Here is a 23,863-nt window from a genome sequence, read left to right as displayed (position 1 = left end):
CGTCCCTTGTGGATGGGAGTTTTTTTATTAGAAAGGAGATAAATATGGAAGAAAGACAATTTAGTGAACAAGAATTAGTTAGACGTGAAAAACTTGATTTTTTAAGAGAAAGAGGTATTGATCCTTTTGGACAAAGATTTGATGTTACTGCTTTTTCAAAAGATATTAAAGGAAAATATGCTGGAAAAACACATGAAGAATTAGAAGAAGCAGCTATTGAAGTCAAAGTTGCTGGAAGAATTATGACAAAACGTCGTAAAGGTAAAGTATGCTTTATGCATATTCAAGATAAAGAAGGACAAATTCAGATTTATGTTAGAAAAGATGTTATTGGTGAAGAAAATTATGAAGTTTTAATTAAAAGTGATATTGGGGATATTGTAGGTATTATTGGAACTGTTTTTGTCACAAATACGGGAGAATTATCTGTTAAGGCTTCTGAGTATATTCACTTAACAAAAGCATTACGTCCTTTACCAGAAAAATATCATGGTTTAAGCGATATTGAAGAAAGATATAGAAGAAGATATGTTGATTTAATTATGAATGAAGAAGCTAGAAAGATTGCTTTTACAAGACCAAAGATTATTCGTTCTATTCAACATTATCTTGATAATCTTGGTTATACCGAAGTAGAAACACCTGTATTAAACCCTATCTTAGGTGGTGCTTCTGCTCGTCCATTCATTACACATCACAATACTTTAGATATCAATTATTATTTAAGAATTGCAACGGAATTATCTTTAAAAAGATTAATTGTTGGTGGAATGGATGCCGTTTATGAAATTGGTCGTTTATTTAGAAATGAAGGTATGGATAGAACACATAATCCAGAATTTACTACTATTGAAGTTTATAAAGCATTTAGTGATTTGGAAGGCATGATGGATTTAACAGAAGGAATTATTTCAAATGCAGCAAAAGAAGTTTGTGGTACATATGATATTGAATATAAAGGACATCAACTTTCTTTGGCACCGGGATTTAAACGTATTTCTATGACAGATGCTATTAAAGAAAAAACAGGTATTGATTTTGCAGGAGATATGACTTTTGAAGATGCAAAACAATTAGCTAAGGAACATGGTATTGAATTACAGCCACACTATGAATATGGTCATATCATTAATGAATTCTTTGAAAAATATGTGGAAGAAACAATTGTTGAACCAACATTTGTTTATGGTCATCCTGTAGAAATTTCTCCACTTGCTAGAAAGAATCCAGAAGACCCTCGTTTTACACAAAGATTTGAATTATTTATTTGTGGTAATGAATATGCTAATGCATTCAATGAATTAAACGATCCTGATGATCAATATGAAAGATTTGCAAATCAGTTAAAAGAAAAAGAACTTGGAAATGACGAAGCCAACGAAATGGATTTAGATTATGTAGAAGCATTGGAATACGGATTACCACCAACAGGAGGAATGGGTATGGGTATTGATAGACTAGTGATGTTATTAACTGGTCAAGAATCTATCCAAGAAGTTATCTTGTTCCCACAGATGAAACCTCGTAATAAATAGTGATAAAATCAAGATAATTTGAATTTCCAACGAATTAACAATATAAATATAAGCATAAATTTATGATATGATAATACGAAACAACTCATGACTATTGATCATAAAGTTATGCTTTTTTTATTCCATAAAAGAGTTAGATAATTTATAGAAAATATGTAAGTGGATGCATCTAGTTTAAATGTATAAATATGATTCATTTGTTATATACTTGAAATAGAGTCAAGCTAATGTTATAATTGACTCGTAAGTTAAACAGCATTGTATCAATGCAAAAAGGTAAGGAACGCTACTCCTTACCTTTTCTAGTTTTTATAGTGAACTTAACACTAGGATAGTTATCGCTTTATATTTCTGTCTATCCATTTACAAATATAATATGCAATTATACCTGCCACGACAGATAAAACTAAGTTAAACAACATTGTATCACCTCCTTTCAAGAGGAGGAACGATAACAATCATATTATATCAAATACAAGATATTTCACAATTAAAAACATCCTTATGCAATTATTTTTAATGCAATTTATAACAAAAAATATTATAATTCTTTTTAGTATTTTTAATGAAAGAAAAGGGTGACTATTTAATGAATGAATTTTTTGATAAGAAGAAAGCCTTACAAATCATATTAGACATAGCCTATCATAAAGGAATATCTCAATCTCAATTGATTGAAGGAATTTATGACTATTCTCATTTCAATAGAATGTGTAATGGCAAAGAAAATATAAAAATAGATATACTTGTATTATGCTGTATAAAACTAGATATCAGTTTTGATAAAATCATACAATTAAGCAAAGAAAAACCTTTGTTAGAATTGGATGCCTATTATGATCAATTTGAAATCATAAGACAAAAAAGAAATTACAATGAATTGTCAAAATTATACCAATCAATCATTTTCAACAAAAAGTTAAAAGAATTTGATAAATATAAACAATTAGCCACTCATATCCTTGCTATTATTGAAGCTCAAAACAATCATAACTTTGAACCAGCAAAACGCTTATTAGAACAAGCATTTGAACTATCAGGATATTCAATACAAAAATATAACCAATTTCATTTAACCAAAGAACAAGTAGAGATTTTAATTGACTATTCCTTATGTTGTTTTTCTTTAAATGATCCAAAATGGCAGGAAATACTGCTATATTTAAAAGAAAATAAGAATAATTTTGTTGATGAAGAAACCTTTGACTATATGTACCCAAAAATTATATACAACTTAAGTACGATATTTCTCTATAATAAAGATTATATCAACTCTTTAATCTATAGCGAAGAAGCAATACAATTTTGCAGAAACAAAAATAAATTCATAATTTTACCTTATCTATATTATAATTCTGCTTGTTGCCTATGTATGTTAAAAAAATATGATAAAGCTAAAGAATACTTAGATAATAGTAAAAGCATATTTAAAATCCAAAATAATTTAAAAGAATTTGAAAAAGTATATCAGACAGATTGCCAAATCTATTTCAAAAATAGTGACTTTACTATATAAACAATTTCTCAAACAATCAAATGAATCTCAATTCTAATAAATAGTATACATTCCAATTTTTACCATAATAATGATTAATAAAATATTCTAAACACAAAGGAATAAATTTGTTCTTATCAGATATAATAATTTATATATAAACAAATTCAAATAACATATATATAAGACTGAAGAAAAATTTCTAGATTATCTCCATATTCAAGCTATATCATCTTCGCTTATAGTAATTTTCATTTTATAACTTCTGTTCTTCAGTATTATGACTTTTTGTTGTAATTTCTTCATTGAGACTATTATCAATTTACTAGGATGCCTCGTCCACAAGAACTCGTAGAATAATTTATGAATCATGTTTCTTTCACAACGTTCTGATTTATTATCTTAGTTTACTTTACCTTTTACATCAGTTTGTCAAAGTAACTTCATCCTCAACATCACCGTCAACGATTTGTGGCTTACTACACTTGGTAATAACTATCTGTTGTTGGTTTATCTTCAACTCAATTCATGCTATGACTGACACATACTAAATAAATATAATATAGCGACTTCGCTATATTATATTTATTTTTTTGTTTTATAATTCAAATATGATTAAAATCTTGTAAAAAGAATATATATGATATGAATTATAAAAAGATATATTTGGAGGGGAATGTATGAGTTTAAGATTGAAAAAAATAGGACAGCTCTTTATTAATATGAGTTATATTATAAATGCTACTATTAATATGTACAAAAATGATCATATAAAAATGTACAAAATCAATTCAACATAATATAATAATTCAGTTTTTATTGGAGGTTATATTATGATTATGAATTTAACAGTCAATTCAAGTATTGAGATTAATTGCTTGCTTGATTTACCAAAATTGAAAGTATTAGTAGAGGAGTTAAAATTGAAAATAAATAAATCACAGATTGCCAGAGAGCTTGGTGTCGATAGAAGATTGATAGATAAATATATGAATGGTTATACTAAGCCAAAGAAAAGAGAAAGAAAAAGTAAGTTAGATAAATTTTATCAAATAATATATGACTTACTGATCAATCAAAATACTCAAGTTTTCTTTTATAAAAGAGTTTTATGGCAGTATCTAAAAGATATTCATGGATTAGAATGCTCAGCTTCACATTTTAGAAAGTGGATCAGTCAACATGAGGAATTCGATAAATACTTTAATGGCAGAACAAACAGGACAGTGAATGGTAAAGTTAGAAACAGTACTACAAATCATCAGTCAATCAAAAGAGAGACGGGTATGGGAGTTGAAGCACAATTAGACTGGAAGGAAAATATGCATTATACCTTAAATACAGGTGAAGTTATTGAATTAAATATCTTTGCACTTGTTTATTCCTATTCAAGATATAAAGTTAATTTTATTTCGCTTACAAAAAAGCAAGGTGCTCTATTCCATTATCTTGATCAGGCATTTGAAGCAGCAGGTGGTGTGCCTGACATTTTAAAAACCGATAATATGAAAACGGTTATGGATGAGGCAAGAACAGAATATTCGAGTGGAAAGGTCAATGCGAAGTTTCAACAATTTGCGAATGATTATGGCTTTGTAGTGAAACCATGTATTGCCGGAAAACCATGGAGTAAAGGAAAAGTTGAAGCACCAATGAAATTATGGGATGAACTATATGCCTATAATGGAAAATTAAACTATGCACAACTGAATGAAAAAGTAACGGAAATTAATGAAAGGCATAATTGCCAGGTGCACAGTGCAATAGGAAAAATTCCGAAGCTTCATATTCAAAAAGAAAAAGATTTCTTATCCCCCTTACCACAAGAAAAGATAAGAAATCAATATAAAATCACCATTAAACCAGTAAAAGTAGATTCACAAAGCTTATTTTCCTATAAAGGAAATAAATATTCCGCACCACCAGAATATATTGGTAAAACAGTGAAACTACAAATATTTGATGATTATATACATGTGCATTCTAACACAAAACTCATAACAATTCATCAAATATCTCAGTCAAAATACAATTATCATGAAGAGCATTATCAAAAAATATACGAAGTAAGTTTTAAAGATAGTTCGGATGAAATTAAACAACTAGCTAAGGAAAATTTAAATTTGATAGGAGAAATATACAATGAGTAGTACATATATGCAATTAAGAAATAACCTGAATTATTTGAAACTAAGTCAAATGAATGAAAATTTAGATGAGATATTGGATTACATAACTAAGAACAATCTATCCCTTACTGAAGGATTGATTAAATTGACCCAAATAGAAATCGATCATAGAGAAAAGAATATGATCAAATCAATGGTTAAAGTAGGGGCTTTTCCTCACCATAAAGAATTAAGGGATTTTGATTTTGATTTTCAATCATCAATTAATAAACAACAGATATTGGATTTTGAGACACTCAGATTCATTGAGAATTGTGAAAATATCGTATTTCTAGGTAATAGTGGTGTAGGTAAAACACACCTGGCTGTAAGTATAGGCATCGCCGCAGCAAAGCGTAGAAATAGTACATATTTCATCAAATGTCATGACCTTATTCAACAATTGAAGAAAGCAAATAATGAGAACAGATTGGAAGATCGACTTCGCCATTTTACCAAATATAAAGTATTGATCATAGATGAACTTGGCTATCTTCCAATTAATAAAGATGATGCGAAATTATTCTTTCAACTGATAGATAGACGTTATGAAAAAAGAAGCACGATATTAACTACAAATATCAATTTTAGTGAGTGGGATGAAGTTTTCTGTGATGCGGTAATGGCAAATGCCATTTTAGATAGAGTCCTTCATCACGCGCATGTGGTAACTATAACGGGTAAATCCTATCGGTTAAAAGATCATATGAAGCCAAACGAAGAGGAATCCTAATATTAAGAAGTATTCCTAGTTATATTGAACAGGAACATAATTGTACATCATAAATGATCATTTTTGTACAAAATTATATTGACATTTATATATATCAAGCAGATCTTTATTATATATACACTATTAATAGTTTGTATTCTTATAGAATATATATATCTAAGAAAGCTGTGGTTTTCTATAGCAACACTATATTTGCTAGGTGTATTTCTACCAATTTATATATCATATAAAAGGGTGGACTTGAAGAAATAGGCATAAGAAAATATAAGAAGAAAGAAATTATATATATGGCTATTGTGATCTGTTTCTTTGTAGCATATCAGTTTTTTAGAAGATACTATATTTACAATAACAGTATGCCATTGGATTCTATTCCAAGTTTATTGTATCAAATATTTGCTGTGGGGTTATCGGAAGAAATATTGTTTAGAGGTTTTATAGGCAAGAAGTTTCCTATTAAAAACACTTTTATGAGATATTTAGTTGTAGGTTTACTATTTGCTGTTTTGCATCTGCCAATGTATTGCTATAACTATGGACTTCATGCTATAAAAGCATTCTTTTTATTTGAAGTTCAAGCTCAATGGATGTCTCATATAATCAATCAGCTTATGTATGATTCATTTGGAAGTTTTATTCCGGTTTCTATTCTACATGGTATGAATAATTGGCTTAATAAATAAAATGGTGGCATACATTTTGGCATACAAAATAAGATAAATATGTATAAAAGCTACAAATTATATATGGATAAAAATGGATCTAGATTATGTAGAAGCATTGGAATACGAATTACCACCAACAGGTGGAATGGGTATGGGTATTGATAGACTTGTGATGTTATTAACTGGACAAGAATCTATCCAAGAAATTATCTTGTTCCCACAGATGAAACCAAGAAATAAATAGTGATAAAATCAATATAATTTGAATTTGATAAAAAAATATAACTAAGTTTAGCAATATTTAAATAAACTTCATAATGATAATTCTACTTATCAAAAAAACTTTTCCATTTAATATATTATAAATAATTATTGCAAAAGTGAATGCATTACAATATTTTTGTATAAAATTGTTAAAAATAATCATACTTGAAATTAGGCAGGTTACATGTTATAATCTGCTTGTAAATCAGATAGCATTGTACCAAATGCAAAAAGGTAAGGAACGCGACTCCTTACCTTTTCTAGTTTTTATAGTGAACTTAACACTAGGCTAGTTACCGTTAAAAGTGACTGTCTAACCATTTGCATATGTAATATACCATTAATCCTGCCACGACAGCAACTATTAAATCAGATAACATTGAACCATCTCCTTTCAAGAGGAGGAACGATAACAATCATATTATATCAAATACAAGATATTTCACAATTAAAAACATCCTTATGCAACTATTTTCAATGCAATTTATAACAAAAAACATTATAATTTTTTTTAGTACTTTTAATGAAAGAAAAGGATAGTTATTTAATGAATGAATTTTTTGATAAAAGAAAAGCTTTGCAGATCATACTAGACAAATCATATAAAAAAGGAATATCTCAATCTCAATTGATTGAAGGAATTTACGACTATTCCCATTTCAATAGAATGTGTAATGGTAAAGAAAACATAAAAATAGATATACTTGTTTTATGTTGTATAAAATTAAATATTAGCTTTGATCAAGTTATACAATTAAGTAAAGAAAAAGATTGATAGAATTAGATACTTATTATGAATAATTTGAAATCATAAGACTAAAAAGGGACTTCAATGAATTACCAGAATTATATCAATTAATCATTTCTAATGAAAAAATAAAAGAATTAAATAAATATAAACAATTATCTACTCACATCCTTGTCATTATTGAAGCTCAAAACAATCATAATTTTAATACCGCAAAATATTTATTAGAACAAACATTTGAACTATCAAGACATTCCATAAAAAAGTATGCTCAATTTTATTTATCAAAGGAACAAATAGAAATTTTAATTGATTATGCTTTATGTTGTTTTTCTTTACATGATTCAAGATGGCAAGACATATTATTGTTTTTGAACGATAAAAGAAATCATTATATTGATGAAGATACTTTTAACTATATATATCCAAAAATTTCATATAATATAAGTACAATATTTCTCATTAATCAAGATTATTCAAAATCTTTAATTTATAGTGAAGAATCCATACAATTTTGTAGAAATAAAAACAATTTCATTTATTTACCCTACCTATACTATAATTCAGCCTGTAGCCTTTCTATGTTGAAGAATTATGATAAAGCTAAGGAATACTTAGATAACAGCAAAAACATATTTAAACTTCAAAATCATTTAGAAGAATTTCAAAAAACATATCAAGATGACTCTCAAATATATTTCAACCATAGCGATTTTGCTATTTAAAAGCTATCAAAATCTGATAAGATGAATAGCACAATACTTTTGTATTAAAATCAGATGAAGGTAGTGGATTAATGTGAAAAAAAGTATAGCTTATTTAAAACTTATTGATTTATTAAATGGTCTTGTTTTTTATGCTCCTGTAGCTCTTTTGTTAAGGACATCAAGAGGCATAACGATTCCTCAATTTTTTTCGTTACAAATTATTCTATATTTAACAACTTGTTTAGCAGAGATTCCTTGTGGATTTATTACTGATAAAATAAGATATAAAAATACAATTATTTTATCATTGGGACTTATGACACTAGCCAGGATTCAATTTATTTTTGCTGATTCATTTTATATTTTTGTTATAGAAGCAATATTAGAAGGTATCGCAATATCCTTTATGAGTGGAACAATGAATGCCTATATCTATCAACTACTAGGAGAAGAAGATTTTGAAAAAAATATGTCTAGTATTGATAATTATGGCACTGTTGGATTTATTTCAAGCACTATTTTATTTTCATTCATTTATAAAATCGGAGGCATGAATACACTCGTTATTTTGACTATTATTTCTACATTAATAGCTTTTATTATCTCATTTTTTCTTCTAGAATCCCATTATCAAGAAAATACAAAGAACAGTCTAAAAGAAACAGAATTATTCAAAAGAACTAGTTTTTGGAAAATTTCAACATATTCTAGTTTATTTTCATTAGGAATGATTGTCATTAATTATTTTTATGTTGTCAAACTAGAAGTTTTGGGTATTGATGAAACATATATGAGCGGAGTCATTCTCTTGTACTCTTTTGTTCAACTAATCATACCAAAGATTTTAGATAAATTAAACAAAAATAAAACTCAGTATCATGTTAAAGCCTTTTTATGCCTGGCTGGAATATGTTTTCTCATTCTCTATTTCTCAAACAATATTATTGTCACATTATTCATGATGTCTATAATATCTACAATTATTATGATTCCTTATTATATCTTTTCAGGAATACAAAACAATTATATTGATCAGTTGAATTTGCATGATAATCGAGCAACAATACTATCAATATTTAACATGGGTAATAATATTGTTTCTATTGCATCTTTTATTTTCTTTAGTATGAATGTCAATATTGATGGATTAAATATATTTTTAATGGTAGGCATTCTTTATATTATCATAGCCATATTATACAAGAATATTTACATTGAAAATAAATAATATTATCTTTATAACAGATATTGAATATATCGTTAAAAATGTTTCATACTTGAAATTGAATAGATTCAATGCTATAATCTATTCGTAAATCGAACATTGTTATATCACAATGCAAAAAGGTAAGGATCGTGACTCCTTACCTTTTCTGGTTTTTATAGTGAACTTAACACTAGGCTAGTTATCGTTATAAATGTCTGTCTAACCATTTGCATATGTAATAAACAATGACACTTGCCATTACAGAGATTATCAAATCGAAAATTATTATGTCACCTCCTCTCCAAACAGGAGGGACGATAACAAATGCATTATATCAAATACTAATTTCTTTAACAATTTAATATTAAAAAATATTCAGATGAATACGATTCAAATATGATAATGTCTTAATATATTCAAAAATCTATGTTATGATATAGCCTCACTTTTATTGGGAGGTTGTTGTATGAGAAAGGTTGAATTAAGAATGAATGAAGAAAATAAATATTTGATTATTAAAAAACTGGTTGAAACTAACGGCAATAAAAATAGAGCTGCCATCAAGTTGGGATGTACTGTCAGAACTGTCAATAGACTCATCCTTAAATATAAAAAATATGGTAAAGCTGCTTTTATTCATGGCAACAGAGGCAGAGCTCCTGCTACCACTATACCTCTCGATATCAAAAACAGGATTATCAAACTTTATATCGATCATTATTGTGACACTAATTTTACTCATTTCTGTGAAATCATTTATGATGATTTCAATGTTAAAATTAGTGATACGACTCTTAACAAGTGGCTTAGAGATGAAAATATCATTTCCCCTAAAGCCAGAAAGAAAACGAGAAAGATATTAAAAGATTCTTTGAAGGCTCAATTGAAAATGACTCGTTCCAAAAAATCTCAAAATGACATCAAAGAAGCTATTTCCATCATAGACAGTAAAAATGCTCATCCTAGAAGACCCAGATGCAAGTATATGGGTGAAATGATCCAGATGGATGCTTCCAGCTTTGAATGGATTGATGGTCATATCTGGCATCTTCATTTGGCTGTCGATGATGCTACTGGTGAAGTTGTTGGCGCTTATTTTGATACTCAGGAAACGCTAAATGGCTATTATAATGTCTTCTATCAGATTTTGACCAACTATGGTATTCCTGCCATGTTTTATACCGATAGACGTACTGTCTTTGAATACAAAAAGAAAAACAACGCTTTTGATGATGACGACACTTTTACCCAGTTTTCCTATGCGTGTCATAATCTTGGCGTTGATATTAGGACAACGAGCATCGCCCAAGCCAAAGGCAGAATCGAAAGAATGAACCAGACATTCCAATCCCGTTTACCTGTTGAACTCAGACGTGCTCATATAACCGATATAGAGTCAGCCAATAAATTTTTAAAATCCTACCTAAAAAAATTCAATGACATGTTTGCTCTACACCTCAATACTACCAAATCGGTATTTGAAACGCAACCATCAATTGAAAAAATCAATCGTACCTTAGCTGTTCTTTCTCCTAGAAAAATTGATTCAGGTCATAGTATCAGATTTCAAAACAGGCTGTATTTGCCCGTAACAGAAAATGGAACATCTGTTTATTTAAAGAACAGAACAGATTGTATGGTTATCGAGGCATTTGATGGGAATCTGTATGTCAATGTACTTGATCACATATATATCATGCAGGAAATACCAAAACATGAATTGTATTCAAAAGAATTTGATGAAGTAAAAAAAGAAGCCAGACCAAAGAAAAAATATATTCCACCTATAGATCATCCTTGGAAACAGGCTTCCTACTTAAATTTTCTTGCAAAACAAAAGCACCGTTCTGGTGCTAATGTTTAAAATTTTTGAGGACATTTTCAAATTTGCTTGACAACTGTAAAGGTGAAAGATTATTATGATTATGCATCAGGTGATTACAATGGCCTTGAAGGATTAGCTGTGGATGCAATGGTTAATGCGCAAAAAAATGGATCAATTGTTCCATTTAATGTATCCATTACTGTTACAGTATAATTACAATAACAAATAGAAAGAAGGATAGATATGAAAAATAAAAAAGTGATGACAATGATAATTTTTATAGTTTTAATAGTTATCGGGACTTTATTTTATGTCTACAGCAAAAATCAAAACTCTTTTGTAGAAAACTGGGATATCAAATTACCAGATAAAACTGTTTCTATTTATCACCAATATCCCGAGAGTTCTTTTCATAACGATGGGGTCTATTATGAGGTATATGATATGAGCCATCAAGAACTTAACATATCATTACAAGCTCAAAAGAATCAAAAAGTAGAACAAAATTTTAATCAATGTGTTAAAGAAATAAATATTCCTGAAAAATATCTTCCTGACTTTTCAAAAGATTATGAATATTATATAAAAAATAAAGATGGTGGTTATATCATTCTTATTGTACAAAATAGCCGATTATTTATTACTGCATTCGATTTATAAAGGACAGAGATAAAGAAGTATTTTCTTTAATATGTTATAAATAAGAAAATCATTTTTGATTGACCACATGACACAGGAATACGATAATGTCTTTAGAAAAATCATGAAATCAAGCACAATTAATTACGAGAATATAGTAAATTTTGAAATTCTAAAAATTTAATTTTATATCCTGTGTCTGATGGTCAATCAAGTTATACGATAAAATATCTAATGTAAAGAATTCTGGAATTTCTATTAAAAGATCACCTCAAGTTATTAGAAAAAGTATTCAGTATTACAACAAAAAACACCAACGAAAATCTTCTTTTTATACATCTTTTATAACTGCAATTATACTTAGCATTGCTGTCTTTACTCAGATGTACATGGCATACTACAATTCAACGATGAGCGATCTGTTGAATAATAGTTTCGGTGAAATAAGAGTATATTATGGATCAGATAAGTTAAAAGTATATCAGGAACTTACAACTCCAATCTCACTTACGAATATAAATAAGATGAGAAATATTAACGGCATTAAAAGCGTCTCACCTTTCTATGAATTTTATGGAACGATAAATAATATTTCTGTGGTTGTACAATCCTACAACAACAATCTTTTTTCAAAAACAAAAGATACATTGAATAAAGATAGTCAAACCATTATTTCAAACCATCTGTATGAAACAATAAAACATAAATCTACAATTGAATTAGAAACTGATTCAAAGCAGACCATAAAGATTGGTGCTGTATTAGAAAAACAGGTTATGAATCGTTATAGTAATAGTGGGGAAAACATTATTTATTTTCCATTAGAGTATTTTAAAGATAAAGACTATCCTGTATATATGGTACTTTTAAATATAGAAGAAGATGCCAATATAGATGAAGTCTATGATGCTTTAAAACGTGTTGATAATGACTTAACAATATATTCTCCTATAGGAATTGAACAGCTAAAGACATTTAATAAAAGTATTGTTGAAAAAATATCACAATTCTCTTTCATTATTTTGCTTATGGTATTTCTATTCATTATATATGATCGATCAAAAGAACTGTTTCACCAAAAGAAAGAACTTGCACTGCTTAAGGCAAATGGTTCTTCATCAATGCAGACTCTTAAAATACTATTTCTTAGATATATCAAAGAAATTATACTTATAGACATAATTGTAAGTTTATCAATATGTTTGTTCATCATGATTTTTAATTTTAAAAATCAACTTCTAATACTTAAAATGATTTTATTATTAATAAGCATCAACATTATGATTATATTTATACCTATATGCCTCTCTTTGATTCTTGTAAACAAAAGAGAGGTTATCTTATGACCACAAATAATGTCAAGAAATAAACAGTGATGAAATCAATACAATTTAAATTTAACAATTAAAAATATAACTTTACTTAACAAAAAAGTAAGTTTTTCATTGGCTATATTCAAAAGTAAATGCATAGCAATATTCTTGTCTAAATCTGTAAAAATCGTGCTTAAAATTTGAAAGATCTATGTTATAATCTGCTTTTTAATCAGATAATCAAAAAATATAAATCACCGAAAGACTACTGAACCATATTAAATATCCACTTTTTCGGTCCCTTTAATAGTGAACATCCAAAATACTGGACAATGGTAAAATATTGTAATATTAAACTCTACATTAAAATATCATAAAATAGAATTTCATTTTACAATTAACATTTTTTGATGTATGAAAATGACTTATATAATCTATTCATCAATCGAACTTTTTATATCACAATGCAAAAAATGTAAATAATCGTATTTCTCAACTTTCCTTGTTTTAAAATAAACGAAACGCTAGATTAGTTATCATTATAAAAAGAGTTCTTACTATCATTTAAGCAAGAACTCTTTTCATTATCCATTCATTTTTTTAGTATAAGCTTTTCTTCTTTCATTTTCTGTTAATAAACGTTTTCTTAAACGAATATTCTTTGGTGTGACTTCTACAAGTTCATCATCATTAATATAATCTAAACAAGCTTCAAGATTGAAAACTCTTGGTTTCTTTAATACAACTGTTGAATCTTTTGTTGATGAACGTGTATTCGTTAATTGTTTTCCTTTTGTGACATTGACAACCAAATCATTATCACGGCTATGTTCACCAACAATCATACCTTCATAAACATCTACACCTGGACCAACAAACATTACTCCACGATCTTCAACACCACCAAGAGCATAAGCTGTTGTTTGTCCTGTATCTATAGAAACAAGTACACCTAACTGTCTTTCTCCTACAGAATCTCCTTCCATTGGACGATAATCTAAGAATGAGTGATTAATAATTCCATAACCCTTTGTCATAGTGAGGAAGTTTGTCATAAAACCAATCAAACCACGAGATGGAATGATGTAATGTACTTTTGTCATCCCATTATCAGATTCCATATTTTCTAGTGTTCCTCGTCTAAATCCTAAAGATTCAATAATACTTCCTATACATTCATCAGGAGCTTCAATAAACACTTCTTCATATGGTTCACATTTAACACCATCAATTTCTTTAATAATAACTTTTGGTTTTGAAACCTGTAATTCAAATCCTTCACGACGCATATTTTCAATTAAGATAGATAAATGTAATTCTCCACGTCCTGAAACAATCCATTCTTCTGCATTAGGCACTCTTTCAATCTTTAAAGATACATCTTTATTTGTTTCTTTAAACAATCTTTCTTCAACCTTACTTGCTGTGACAAATTTTCCTTCTTTTCCAGCAAAAGGTGAAGTATTTGTACCAAATACCATTTGAATTGTTGGTTCATCAACACGTAACAATGGTAATGGTTCTTCATGTCCAATTGTACAAACTGTTTCTCCTACACCAATATCTGCAAGTCCTGCAATAGCAACAATATCTCCAGCACTAGCTTCTTCAATTTCAATACGATGTAATCCTAAAAAACCAAATAATTTTTGAACTCTAAATTGTGTTTTTGTACCATCAGCTCTTAAACAAACAACAGTTTCATTGACTTTAACCTTACCTCTTTGAATACGACCAATACCAATACGTCCTACATAATCATTGTAATCAAGTAATGCAGGTTGGAATTGCAATCCACCTTCTTCATCAACTAATGGTGCAGGAATTTCTTTAATAATCATATCAAATAAGCAATCCATATTTGGTACTTGTGTTGAAATATCTGGATCCAAACTTGATGTTCCCATCAAAGCCGATACAAAGACAGTTGGGAAATCTAACTGATTATCATCAGCACCTAATTCCATAAATAATTCCAATACTTCATCCATAACTTCATGAATACGTACAACAGGTCTATCTACCTTATTAATCACAACAATAGGTTTGACCTTTGCTTCAAGTGCTTTCTTTAATACAAATCGTGTTTGAGGCATTGTCCCTTCATATGCATCAACAACTAATAATACACCATCAACCATATTCATGATACGTTCTACTTCGCCACCAAAATCAGCATGTCCCGGTGTATCCATAATATTAATACGATAATCTTTATAATGAATAGCTGTATTTTTTGCTAAAATTGTAATTCCACGTTCTCTTTCAATCGCATTTGAATCCATTGCTCTTTCAGCAATTTGTTCATTATCTTTCAAAGTTCCAGATAATTTTAATAACTGATCTACTAAAGTTGTTTTCCCATGATCAACGTGTGCAATAATTGCTATATTTCTAATGTTATTCATGTATTTTCACTCCTTTTTTGCCTTTTTGATTATAACACAATTCATTGAAAAGACAATACAAAAAGCTTATCACTTTATGTAATTCATAACGAAAAATACAGGGTTTTTATCCCTGTATAAAAAAATCATATGTTAATTGAATAACTTGACGAATATGTTTCAAATTATCATAGTTATGTGTAGCTCCTTCAATAGGGCAAAAAGTTGGATTTACAAATCCTTTTAAATACTTTTTTGATATTTGAAATGGAACTGTTGTATCCTCTGTTCCATGAATAATCATTAAATCATTTTTATAAATATCCAAATCCTTATATAAATCTCTCGATGTTATATCTTCGACAAACTCATGAGAAATTTCAAAACCACCATGATCATAATAAGGAGCTTCTTCAACATGTCCTTTTAAATATTCAATCGCATCAGGTAGATTAAAAGCTGGTGCCCATAAACACATTTTAGAAATATCCTGTGGGAATCTTTTTGCTACTTCACTTGCAATGGCTCCACCCATAGAATGACCTAATAAATAAATATCTGTCACACAATCCATTTTCTTAACTTCTTCTAAAAGCTGAATAGCTGAATCCAGTTCATTTTGAAAAGTCATATCTTTAAATTCCAAATCTGATTCTCCACTTCCTAAAAAGTCCATACGCAAAGTTCCAATATTTTGCTTTTCTAACATTCTTGACAACTGAACATAAGAAAATTTTGTTCCTGTTTTTTGACCTGTAAACCCATGAAAAATAAGGCATACAGGAAACTGATTAGCATGTGGTTTATGAAAGAAACCTCTCATTGTTCCACGTTTTGTTTTCATTTCATAATACTCTTGCATATCATTTCTCCTTTATTGCTTTTAGAATCACTTCTGTTAAAACTTGATAGCCATCTTCATTAATATGTAAACCATCAATAAAACAATTTGCATTTAATTGTCCATTTTCAAATAAAGAATCATAAACATTAATAAAATGAACATATTCATAAGGAATCATACGTTTATATTCTTGCATAATCATTTGTAAAATATCGTTACTTCTTAATCCTTGATGCATTGATTGATAACCATGAAGCTTTTCAATACACGGAATAGGACTTAACAAATGAATTTGGCATTCTGGTAAATTATAATGAATAATCTCCACCATCTCTTTAACATTCAAAGCAATATCTCTAGGACTTGCCATAATCGTATTTCCTAAATCATTTGTTCCTATTAATATAAAAACTTCACGTGGGCGATATTTAATAACACCTTCATCAACAAAATGCAGCAACATATCAGAAGTAATCCCACCAATACCACAATTATAAACAGGCCCTAAATCCTTAAAAACATGTTCTACATCATAATATTCAATAATAGAATCCCCATAGAAAACAATACTATTGTCTTGAATATATCTTTGTTGTTGAATAATTTGAATCATTCTTTTTAAAACTGATTCTCTCAACTGATAAACATTTGTATCATATTTCATACTTTCACGCATACAACCATCTCCTTATCACTATTATAACATAGCTTATATGAAAAGAATTTGAACAATGTATGTATTTATTGTTAAAGATTTTTTATATATGATATAATTATTATTGCATTTATCAATAGTGTGCTATGGAGGAAAACTGGTATTGATGTGATTTAATGGAGGAATATTAATGGAGTATTTAATTATACTCTATTTAATTCTTGTAGTTACATACAAGTTTTTAAATAAAAACTAGTGAAAACTACATTTCATTAAATTTATATCTTTAACAGTTAGCTAAAATAGCTAAAAGGAAGAGTTCCCGCTCTTCCTTTTCTTTATATCTTTACCAGTCTTTTGACTACACTTATAGTATAGCACAAACAATAAAAATGTAAACTTATTTATTTTATATGAAAATAATTTGAACACATAACATATAAACAAGAGTTCCTCCAATAATAGATAATAACGTGTTACGTTTGATAAGATGTAAAAGAATGACAGTTCCTACACCAATCATTTCACAAATCCCATGATTTCCACTCAGTAAATCAACACTTCTTAAACAATACACTACGAGCATTGCCATAATAGCATAAGGTAAAACATCTCCAAGATATTCAATGATAGGATATGATTTATTTTTAAAGATGAAAAAAGGTAGAACTCTGGTTAAAAAGGTTATAACTGCAATAATACTAATCAGTATAATCTCATGCATTTTCCTTTCCTCCTTTTTCGTATACATAGATCAAACTTAAAATAATCCCTACCATAGATGGAATAATAAAAGCATCACTGCCAAAAATCAATAAACAAACAATACTGATTCCAAAGCCAATATAAGTATAAAGATGCTTTGTTGAATTTAAATATTGATCTACAACAATCACAACAAATAATGCCGTCATTGCAAAATCTAATCCCGTTGTATTGATTGTTAGTAATGAACCAACAATACTTCCTATTAAACTTCCTATCACCCAATAACATTGATCAAAGAAAGAAATAAAAAACATGTAATATTGAGGTAAACATCCTTCTGGTGCTTTTGCACTCACTAACAAAGAATAAGTTTCATCCGTTAAAGAAAAAATCATATAAGGCTTTAACTTCCCCATATCCTCAAATTTTTTAATCATAGATAATCCATAAACCAAATGTCTAGCATTAATCAATAATGTCATTATAGCCACATTTATTAATGTTGCTCCTGATGTTAATAAATTAATAGCGACAAATTGCATACTTCCAGCATAAATAAAAACAGACATAGCCAAAGCATAAATAAATGAATATCCTTTACTCTCTAAAAGCATACCAAAAGCCATACCTAAGACAATATAACCCATCATAACCGGAATAGAAGCAATCAAGGCTTCTTTCATTGTTCTTTTCATTATTTCACCCCAAATCTATATGGCTCATATTTTAACATTATTCAGTTAATTTGTGAAATACAAAAATAGATTTTAATCATGAAAAATATAAAATTATATATTATTTTTGTTATTTATACAAAAAAAGAAACACATCTTACAATGCATTTCTTTTAAAAGCATTATTATTTTTTAATTAAAACAAGAGATTCATATGGTTTTAATTGAATTGTATTTTCTAATGTTTGACGCCCTACATTAGATAATAGAATATCATATTGTGAAGCCTCAACTTCAATAGTTGTTGTTTCATCACCATAGAAATGATTATAGACAATGATTTCTTGATCTTGATATTGACGTTTATATGCATAAAGTGTTGGATGCTCTAACAATACAGGTTCATATGTTCCCAAACTAATGACTTGATATTGCTTTCTTAATTGAATTAATTTTTGATAGTAATAGAATACTGAACCTTCATCTTCTAGATTTTTTTCTACATTAATATCTTTATAATTATAAATTGGTTCTATCCATGATTCAACATCACTAAATCCTGCATAAGGTTTATCATTCCATTGCATTGGTGTACGTGCATTATCTCTTGATTTTGCTAATAAGATTTGATAAATTTCATCTTCTGGTATACCTTTGTCTCTTAAAATCTGATAAGCATTCAAGCTCTCGACATCACGATATTGATGAATATCTGTAAAATAAGCATTTGTCATACCAATTTCTTCACCTTGATAAATATAAGGTGTTCCTCTTAGCATATGGATTGTTGTTGCCAGCATTTTCGCTGATTCTTTTGGATAATTTTTGTCATCTCCAAAACGTGATAAAACACGTGGTTGATCATGACAGCACCAGAACACAGCATTCCATCCATGACCTTCTTGTATACCTAATTGCCAATCGTTTAATAATTGTTTTAATTCTTTAAAATCAAAGGGCATTAATGTCCATTTTTCTTTATTTTTATAATCAACTTTTAAATGATGGAAATTAAAAGCCATTGAAAGTTCATGATGTTCAGGATTAGTATATCCAATACAATTTTCAATAGAAGTTGCTGACATTTCTCCAACAGTGATAATATCATCATATTGTCCAAAAGAATTTTGAGCAAGTTCTCGAAGATAAGTATGAACCAAAGGACGATCTGTATAAAATCTCTTTCCAACACCTTCAAAGTCATCTTCAAAAGACTCTTTATCAATCAAATTAATAACATCAAATCTAAATCCCTTAATCCCTTTTTCAATCCAGAAATTAATAATATTTGCCATTTCTTTTCTCACTTCTGGATTTTTCCAGTTTAAATCAGCCTGTGTTTCATCAAAAAGATGAAGATAATATTCATCAAATTCTTCAACATATTTCCATGCATTTCCACCAAATTTTGATTCCCAGTTAGTTGGTGGATTATCATTCTTTCCTTTTTTAAAGAAATAATAATCTTTGTATTTTTGATCTCCTGATAAAGCTTTTTGAAACCATTCATGATAAGTCGATGTATGATTAAACACCATATCAAACATCAAATAGATATTTCTTTTCTTTGCTTCGCTAATTAATAATTCTAAATCTTCCATTGTTCCATAACGAGAATCAATAGAATAATAATCTTGAATGTCATAACCATTATCATTTTGTGGTGATACAAAGATAGGATTCATCCAAATATAATCAACACCTAATTTTTGCAAATAGTCAAGATGTTGAATAATTCCTTGTATATCTCCTAATCCATCATGATTCGTATCTTGAAAAGATTTAGGATAAATCTGATAAACAACTTTATCTTGAAAAGTCATCATTAGTTATCAGCTCCTTTCCATTGAAAAATATTTTCTTGTTTATATTGAACATCCTGTCCTTGACATTCAATATGTTGTCCACTTGTAAAAACGACAGGTGAAACAACGGATTTTCCTTGTGATAAAACATAATCAATATCAACTTTAGCTAAAACCTGTCCTTGAACAACTTGATCACCTTGTTGAACATAAGATTCAAAACCTTCACCATTTAATTGAACAGTATCCATACCAATATGAATCAAAACTTCCAGACCATCTTCACGTCTTAAACCATAAGCATGTTTTGTTGGGAAAGTCATGACAACTTCACCACTAAATGGAGCAAGAACTTGACCATCTTTTAATTCAACTGCAAAACCATCACCCATTAATCCTTGAGAGAAAACTTGATCTTCTACTTCCGTTAATGGCATCAAACGTCCTTGCATTGGTGAGATAAAATCTTTTTCTTCTTGTTTTGATGAAACTGTTAATTTCTTTTTACCAACAATCATTGTTAAAGCAAAAGGAACGACAATGGCAACTGCCATAGCTAATAAGAAATAAACCCAAAATTCTGGTTTAATAGAAATAATTCCTGGTAAACCTCCAACACCTATACTAAATGCCTGTACGCCACAACCAACAGAAATGACTGCTGCAATTGCTGATCCAATCATTCCACAAACAAGTGGGAAACCATATTTCATATTGACACCAAATAACGCTGGTTCAGTAACTCCTAAATAACAAGATATACATGCTGGAACATTAATTTGTTGAGCACGTTCATTATGTCTTTGTAAAATAGACATAGCTAATACACTTGATCCTTGCGCAATATTAGATAAAGCAATCATTGGCCATAAAATAGTTCCACCAAACATATTTGTTAATGTTGTATCAATAGCATTTGTCATATGATGTAATCCTGTCATAACGATAGGAGCATAAACCAAGCCAAACACAGCAGCGAATAATACACCAAAACTTGAAGTTAAACCACCATAAACAACATCAGCAATACCATTACCAATAGCCCATCCAATTGGTCCAACAACAGTATGTGCAATAATCACAGCTGGTACTAATGAACAAAATGGAACAACAATCATACTAATCACACTTGGTGTGACTTTTCTAAAGAATTTTTCAAGATATACCAAAACAAATCCAGCCATCATAGCTGCAATGACCTGCCCTTGATAACCAATCATCTGCACTTGGGCAAATCCAAAATCCCATACTGGAATTTGATCAGCTGGTGTACTGGCAACACTAAATCCATTTAATAACTGAGGTGATACAAGTGTTAATCCAAGCACAATTCCCAGCATTTCTGTTGTTCCCATTTTCTTTGTGATAGACCAGACAATCCCTACAGGTAACAAATGGAAAACAGCTTCACCAATTAACCATAAAAAGCTATATGTTCCAGCCCAGAATTGTGAAATATCTGCTAAACTTTGAGTTCCATTATTAAAAAAATTAATTTCTCCAATAATATTTCTAAAACCTAAAATCAAACCTCCACAAATCAATGCTGGAATCAGTGGAGCAAAGATTTCTCCTAATGCTCCCATCATTTTCTGTAACCATGTTTGATTTGTTTTTGAAGCATTCTTCACAGCTTCCTTACTTACACCTTCAATACCACTCACTTTAACAAAATCGTTATAAAATTCTGAAACTTCATTACCAATAATGACTTGAAATTGTCCTGATTGTGTAAATGTTCCTTTTGCAGAAGGTAGTGATTCAATTTTATCAATATCTGCCTTCTTAGAATCAACTAAAACAAAACGCATTCTTGTGACACAATGTGAAACAGCATTAATATTTTCTTTACCACCCACATACTCTAATAAATCTTTAGCATCCTTTTCAAACTTTCCCATTTTTTCTCTCCTTATCCTGTACGTACATGTTTTGTTTTCGCTTACATTTTAACTTGTACGTACATCTTTGTCAATAAGAAAATATGATTTTTCCACAAAAAAATAGACACATGACGTGTCTAATAATCCATATGTGATCTTCTGGCAAATTCAACAAATCTAAACTTATCTGGACGATGTTTTGATTCCGTGTATTGAAACAATGTCGCATCTTCTAAATAGGTATAACTTTTCACACATACAAGCAAATCAAAACCATCCATATCTAATAATTCTTTTTCCTGATCACTTGCCTGAATGACTGTAATTTCTTTTTTTGCAAAAGAAACTTTTAATCCCAAATCATTTTCAATATATTCATAAATAGAATCTTGAACAATTTCTTTTGTTAAATGAGGTATGACTTGAGCATTAATATAGTCAATATCTAAGATAATTTTTTCCCCATCAATATCTCTAATTCTTTCGATATGATAAACATCACCTTTTTGCATATAAAGTTCTTTTTTCAAATAAGTTGTCACAGGTATCTTTTCAAAACAATGCACAATAGTCATTACATCTCCCGGTAAAGTATGTGAAAGTTCTTTAAAGCTTGTTAAACCGGCAACTGGAAAAGCAATCTTTTCATGATCCAAAACAAGTGAACCTTTCCCTTTAGATGTATGAATATATCCATTTTGTTGTAAAAGAGATAATGATTTACGTATAGTATCTCGTGATGAATGGTAAAGTGTCATCAGTTCATTTTCGCTTGGTAAGAAAGTATGTGATGGAATTTCTTTCTTTTCAATTTTTTGTTTCAAATCTTCATAAATTTGCAGATATTTACTTAACATTTTCCCATTCCTCTATGATTTCTTTTAATTCCTTTAAATCTTCAACAATATAATCACAATGATATTGTTGAAATTCCTCTAAATTTCCATAACCATATAAAACGCCAATACATGGTATATGATTTTGATGTGCTCCAACAATATCATGTTGACGATCTCCTACCATGATACAATCTTGATTATTTAAATGCTCTTGCTTTAAACAAAGTGCAATAATATCTCCTTTATTTTTCAGTTTTCCATCTAAACTAGCTCCATAAATTTCTGTAAAATAAGGAGTCAAAGAGAAATGATCCAAAATTTTTCTAGCAAAGACTTCAGGCTTACTTGTACATACATATAAATGTTTATCAGATAAGGATTGTAAAAATTCTTCCATTCCATCATACACCTTATTTTCAAATAATCCTTTAGTTGAAAAATATTCACGATATTTTTCGACAGCTTCCCAGCTTTGCTTTTCATCCATATGATAATATTCTTGAAAAGACACATCTAAAGGAGGTCCAATAAAAGGCTTTAATGTTTCTAAATCATGCACCTCAATACCAAAAGATTTCAAACTATACGCAACAGAGTGTGTAATACCTAAAAAAGGATCAGTCAAAGTTCCATCTAAATCAAATAAAATATTTTTCATTTCATCATCACCATTATCTATTATACATGATTTCCAAAAAGAAAAAAGAATCAGAAACCTGATTCTTTCTAGAACACATATTTTAAAGGGAGTTTTTATGAATTCTATTAT

At 28.9% G+C, this 23,863-nt stretch carries 19 protein-coding genes, 2 pseudogenes and 1 other annotated feature (1 of these 22 only partly in view); of the genes and pseudogenes, 12 read left to right on the top strand and 9 right to left on the bottom strand.

All coding sequences use genetic code 11. The annotated features are described in order from the left end of the window. Positions 1-10: a binding site (T-box leader), on the top strand (it extends 223 nt beyond the left edge of the window). Between the two features lie 34 nt (positions 11-44). The 12 genes and pseudogenes from lysS (at position 45) to ACGHJ8_RS01880 (ending at position 13,332) form a co-directional block, all read left to right on the top strand. After that, positions 45-1,535 carry a lysine--tRNA ligase gene (gene lysS / locus ACGHJ8_RS01935; RefSeq protein ID WP_390541390.1) on the top strand — a complete coding sequence of 497 codons (1,491 nt, stop codon included), beginning with the start codon at positions 45-47 and terminating at the stop codon, positions 1,533-1,535. 565 nt (positions 1,536-2,100) lie between these two features. Continuing rightward, positions 2,101-3,051, top strand: coding sequence for a hypothetical protein (locus ACGHJ8_RS01930; RefSeq protein ID WP_390541388.1), 951 nt, complete (start codon positions 2,101-2,103; stop codon positions 3,049-3,051). 812 nt (positions 3,052-3,863) lie between these two features. Beyond that, a pseudogene (gene istA, locus ACGHJ8_RS01925) lies at positions 3,864-5,176 on the top strand (IS21 family transposase). Beyond that, positions 5,173-5,931: an IS21-like element helper ATPase IstB gene (gene istB / locus ACGHJ8_RS01920; RefSeq protein WP_087298346.1), complete on the top strand. Its 759-nt coding sequence runs from the start codon at positions 5,173-5,175 to the stop codon at positions 5,929-5,931. The pseudogene istA and the gene istB overlap by 4 nt, the downstream one beginning before the upstream one ends. A gap of 287 nt (positions 5,932-6,218) precedes the next feature. Continuing rightward, positions 6,219-6,614, top strand: coding sequence for a CPBP family intramembrane glutamic endopeptidase (locus tag ACGHJ8_RS01915; RefSeq protein WP_087360524.1), 396 nt, complete (start codon positions 6,219-6,221; stop codon positions 6,612-6,614). 70 nt (positions 6,615-6,684) lie between these two features. Then, positions 6,685-6,840 (top strand): annotated as a pseudogene (locus tag ACGHJ8_RS01910) (amino acid--tRNA ligase-related protein); the annotation flags it as partial. A gap of 543 nt (positions 6,841-7,383) precedes the next feature. After that, positions 7,384-7,635 (top strand): hypothetical protein, encoded by a 252-nt coding sequence (locus tag ACGHJ8_RS01905; protein WP_390541385.1) that lies wholly within the window; start codon positions 7,384-7,386, stop codon positions 7,633-7,635. Between the two features lie 771 nt (positions 7,636-8,406). Continuing rightward, positions 8,407-9,543 carry an MFS transporter gene (locus ACGHJ8_RS01900; RefSeq protein WP_162607713.1) on the top strand — a complete coding sequence of 379 codons (1,137 nt, stop codon included), beginning with the start codon at positions 8,407-8,409 and terminating at the stop codon, positions 9,541-9,543. Between the two features lie 445 nt (positions 9,544-9,988). Beyond that, positions 9,989-11,386, top strand: a complete 1,398-nt coding sequence (locus tag ACGHJ8_RS01895; RefSeq protein ID WP_249191390.1) for an ISNCY family transposase — start codon at positions 9,989-9,991, stop codon at positions 11,384-11,386. Positions 11,387-11,413: 27 nt separating this feature from the next. Beyond that, positions 11,414-11,560 (top strand): hypothetical protein, encoded by a 147-nt coding sequence (locus tag ACGHJ8_RS01890; protein ID WP_162607627.1) that lies wholly within the window; start codon positions 11,414-11,416, stop codon positions 11,558-11,560. A 30-nt stretch (positions 11,561-11,590) separates the two neighbouring features. After that, on the top strand, positions 11,591-12,007 hold the full coding sequence (locus tag ACGHJ8_RS01885; RefSeq protein WP_087357334.1) for a hypothetical protein: 417 nt from the start codon (positions 11,591-11,593) through the stop codon (positions 12,005-12,007). Positions 12,008-12,375: 368 nt separating this feature from the next. After that, the gene (locus ACGHJ8_RS01880) at positions 12,376-13,332 is read left to right on the top strand and encodes a hypothetical protein (RefSeq protein WP_390541382.1); all 957 of its coding nucleotides are present in this window, start codon (positions 12,376-12,378) and stop codon (positions 13,330-13,332) included. A gap of 551 nt (positions 13,333-13,883) precedes the next feature. Here the strand turns inward: ACGHJ8_RS01880 and typA are convergent. The 9 genes from typA to ACGHJ8_RS01835 form a co-directional block, all read right to left on the bottom strand. Beyond that, positions 13,884-15,707, bottom strand: coding sequence for a translational GTPase TypA (gene typA, locus ACGHJ8_RS01875; protein WP_087357332.1), 1,824 nt, complete (start codon positions 15,705-15,707; stop codon positions 13,884-13,886). Between the two features lie 106 nt (positions 15,708-15,813). Further along, on the bottom strand, positions 15,814-16,548 hold the full coding sequence (locus tag ACGHJ8_RS01870) for an alpha/beta hydrolase (protein WP_390541380.1): 735 nt from the start codon (positions 16,546-16,548) through the stop codon (positions 15,814-15,816). Between the two features lies 1 nt (position 16,549). Further along, positions 16,550-17,206, bottom strand: a complete 657-nt coding sequence (locus ACGHJ8_RS01865; RefSeq protein WP_211962156.1) for a GDSL-type esterase/lipase family protein — start codon at positions 17,204-17,206, stop codon at positions 16,550-16,552. A 388-nt stretch (positions 17,207-17,594) separates the two neighbouring features. Further along, the gene (locus tag ACGHJ8_RS01860; protein ID WP_211962157.1) at positions 17,595-17,909 is read right to left on the bottom strand and encodes a branched-chain amino acid transporter permease; all 315 of its coding nucleotides are present in this window, start codon (positions 17,907-17,909) and stop codon (positions 17,595-17,597) included. Then, positions 17,902-18,588: an AzlC family ABC transporter permease gene (locus ACGHJ8_RS01855; RefSeq protein ID WP_390541377.1), complete on the bottom strand. Its 687-nt coding sequence runs from the start codon at positions 18,586-18,588 to the stop codon at positions 17,902-17,904. The genes ACGHJ8_RS01860 and ACGHJ8_RS01855 overlap by 8 nt, the downstream gene beginning before the upstream one ends. A 164-nt stretch (positions 18,589-18,752) precedes the next feature. Continuing rightward, complete coding sequence (treC, locus tag ACGHJ8_RS01850) at positions 18,753-20,390, bottom strand: alpha,alpha-phosphotrehalase (protein WP_390542397.1); 1,638 nt, start codon at positions 20,388-20,390, stop codon at positions 18,753-18,755. Between the two features lie 2 nt (positions 20,391-20,392). Next, complete coding sequence (gene treP / locus ACGHJ8_RS01845; RefSeq protein ID WP_390541375.1) at positions 20,393-22,273, bottom strand: PTS system trehalose-specific EIIBC component; 1,881 nt, start codon at positions 22,271-22,273, stop codon at positions 20,393-20,395. Between the two features lie 119 nt (positions 22,274-22,392). Further along, positions 22,393-23,112: a trehalose operon repressor gene (gene treR, locus ACGHJ8_RS01840; RefSeq protein ID WP_211962161.1), complete on the bottom strand. Its 720-nt coding sequence runs from the start codon at positions 23,110-23,112 to the stop codon at positions 22,393-22,395. Then, entirely contained in the window at positions 23,102-23,752 is a 651-nt protein-coding gene (locus ACGHJ8_RS01835) for an HAD family hydrolase (protein ID WP_390541372.1), read from the bottom strand. The genes treR and ACGHJ8_RS01835 overlap by 11 nt, the downstream gene beginning before the upstream one ends. Between the last annotated feature and the right edge of the window lie 111 nt (positions 23,753-23,863).

Source organism: Massiliimicrobium timonense, assembly GCF_042850985.1.
GTDB lineage: Bacteria > Bacillota_I > Bacilli_A > Erysipelotrichales > Coprobacillaceae > Allocoprobacillus.
This window is presented reverse-complemented; position numbering and strand designations above follow the sequence as displayed.

Excerpts from the sequence above, each read along its gene's own strand:
- typA (WP_087357332.1), bottom strand. The coding sequence starts at position 15,707 with ATGAATAACATTAGAAATATAGCAATTATTGCACACGTTGATCATGGG.
- ACGHJ8_RS01870 (WP_390541380.1), bottom strand. The coding sequence starts at position 16,548 with ATGCAAGAGTATTATGAAATGAAAACAAAACGTGGAACAATGAGAGGT.
- ACGHJ8_RS01905 (WP_390541385.1), top strand. The coding sequence starts at position 7,384 with ATGAAAGAAAAGGATAGTTATTTAATGAATGAATTTTTTGATAAAAGA.
- lysS (WP_390541390.1), top strand. The coding sequence starts at position 45 with ATGGAAGAAAGACAATTTAGTGAACAAGAATTAGTTAGACGTGAAAAA.
- ACGHJ8_RS01865 (WP_211962156.1), bottom strand. The coding sequence starts at position 17,206 with ATGCGTGAAAGTATGAAATATGATACAAATGTTTATCAGTTGAGAGAA.
- ACGHJ8_RS01930 (WP_390541388.1), top strand. The coding sequence starts at position 2,101 with ATGAAAGAAAAGGGTGACTATTTAATGAATGAATTTTTTGATAAGAAG.
- ACGHJ8_RS01880 (WP_390541382.1), top strand. The coding sequence starts at position 12,376 with ATGGCATACTACAATTCAACGATGAGCGATCTGTTGAATAATAGTTTC.
- ACGHJ8_RS01835 (WP_390541372.1), bottom strand. The coding sequence starts at position 23,752 with ATGAAAAATATTTTATTTGATTTAGATGGAACTTTGACTGATCCTTTT.
- ACGHJ8_RS01895 (WP_249191390.1), top strand. The coding sequence starts at position 9,989 with ATGAGAAAGGTTGAATTAAGAATGAATGAAGAAAATAAATATTTGATT.
- ACGHJ8_RS01855 (WP_390541377.1), bottom strand. The coding sequence starts at position 18,588 with ATGAAAAGAACAATGAAAGAAGCCTTGATTGCTTCTATTCCGGTTATG.
- istB (WP_087298346.1), top strand. The coding sequence starts at position 5,173 with ATGAGTAGTACATATATGCAATTAAGAAATAACCTGAATTATTTGAAA.
- treC (WP_390542397.1), bottom strand. The coding sequence starts at position 20,390 with ATGACTTTTCAAGATAAAGTTGTTTATCAGATTTATCCTAAATCTTTT.
- treR (WP_211962161.1), bottom strand. The coding sequence starts at position 23,112 with ATGTTAAGTAAATATCTGCAAATTTATGAAGATTTGAAACAAAAAATT.
- ACGHJ8_RS01885 (WP_087357334.1), top strand. The coding sequence starts at position 11,591 with ATGAAAAATAAAAAAGTGATGACAATGATAATTTTTATAGTTTTAATA.
- ACGHJ8_RS01915 (WP_087360524.1), top strand. The coding sequence starts at position 6,219 with ATGGCTATTGTGATCTGTTTCTTTGTAGCATATCAGTTTTTTAGAAGA.
- ACGHJ8_RS01860 (WP_211962157.1), bottom strand. The coding sequence starts at position 17,909 with ATGCATGAGATTATACTGATTAGTATTATTGCAGTTATAACCTTTTTA.
- treP (WP_390541375.1), bottom strand. The coding sequence starts at position 22,273 with ATGGGAAAGTTTGAAAAGGATGCTAAAGATTTATTAGAGTATGTGGGT.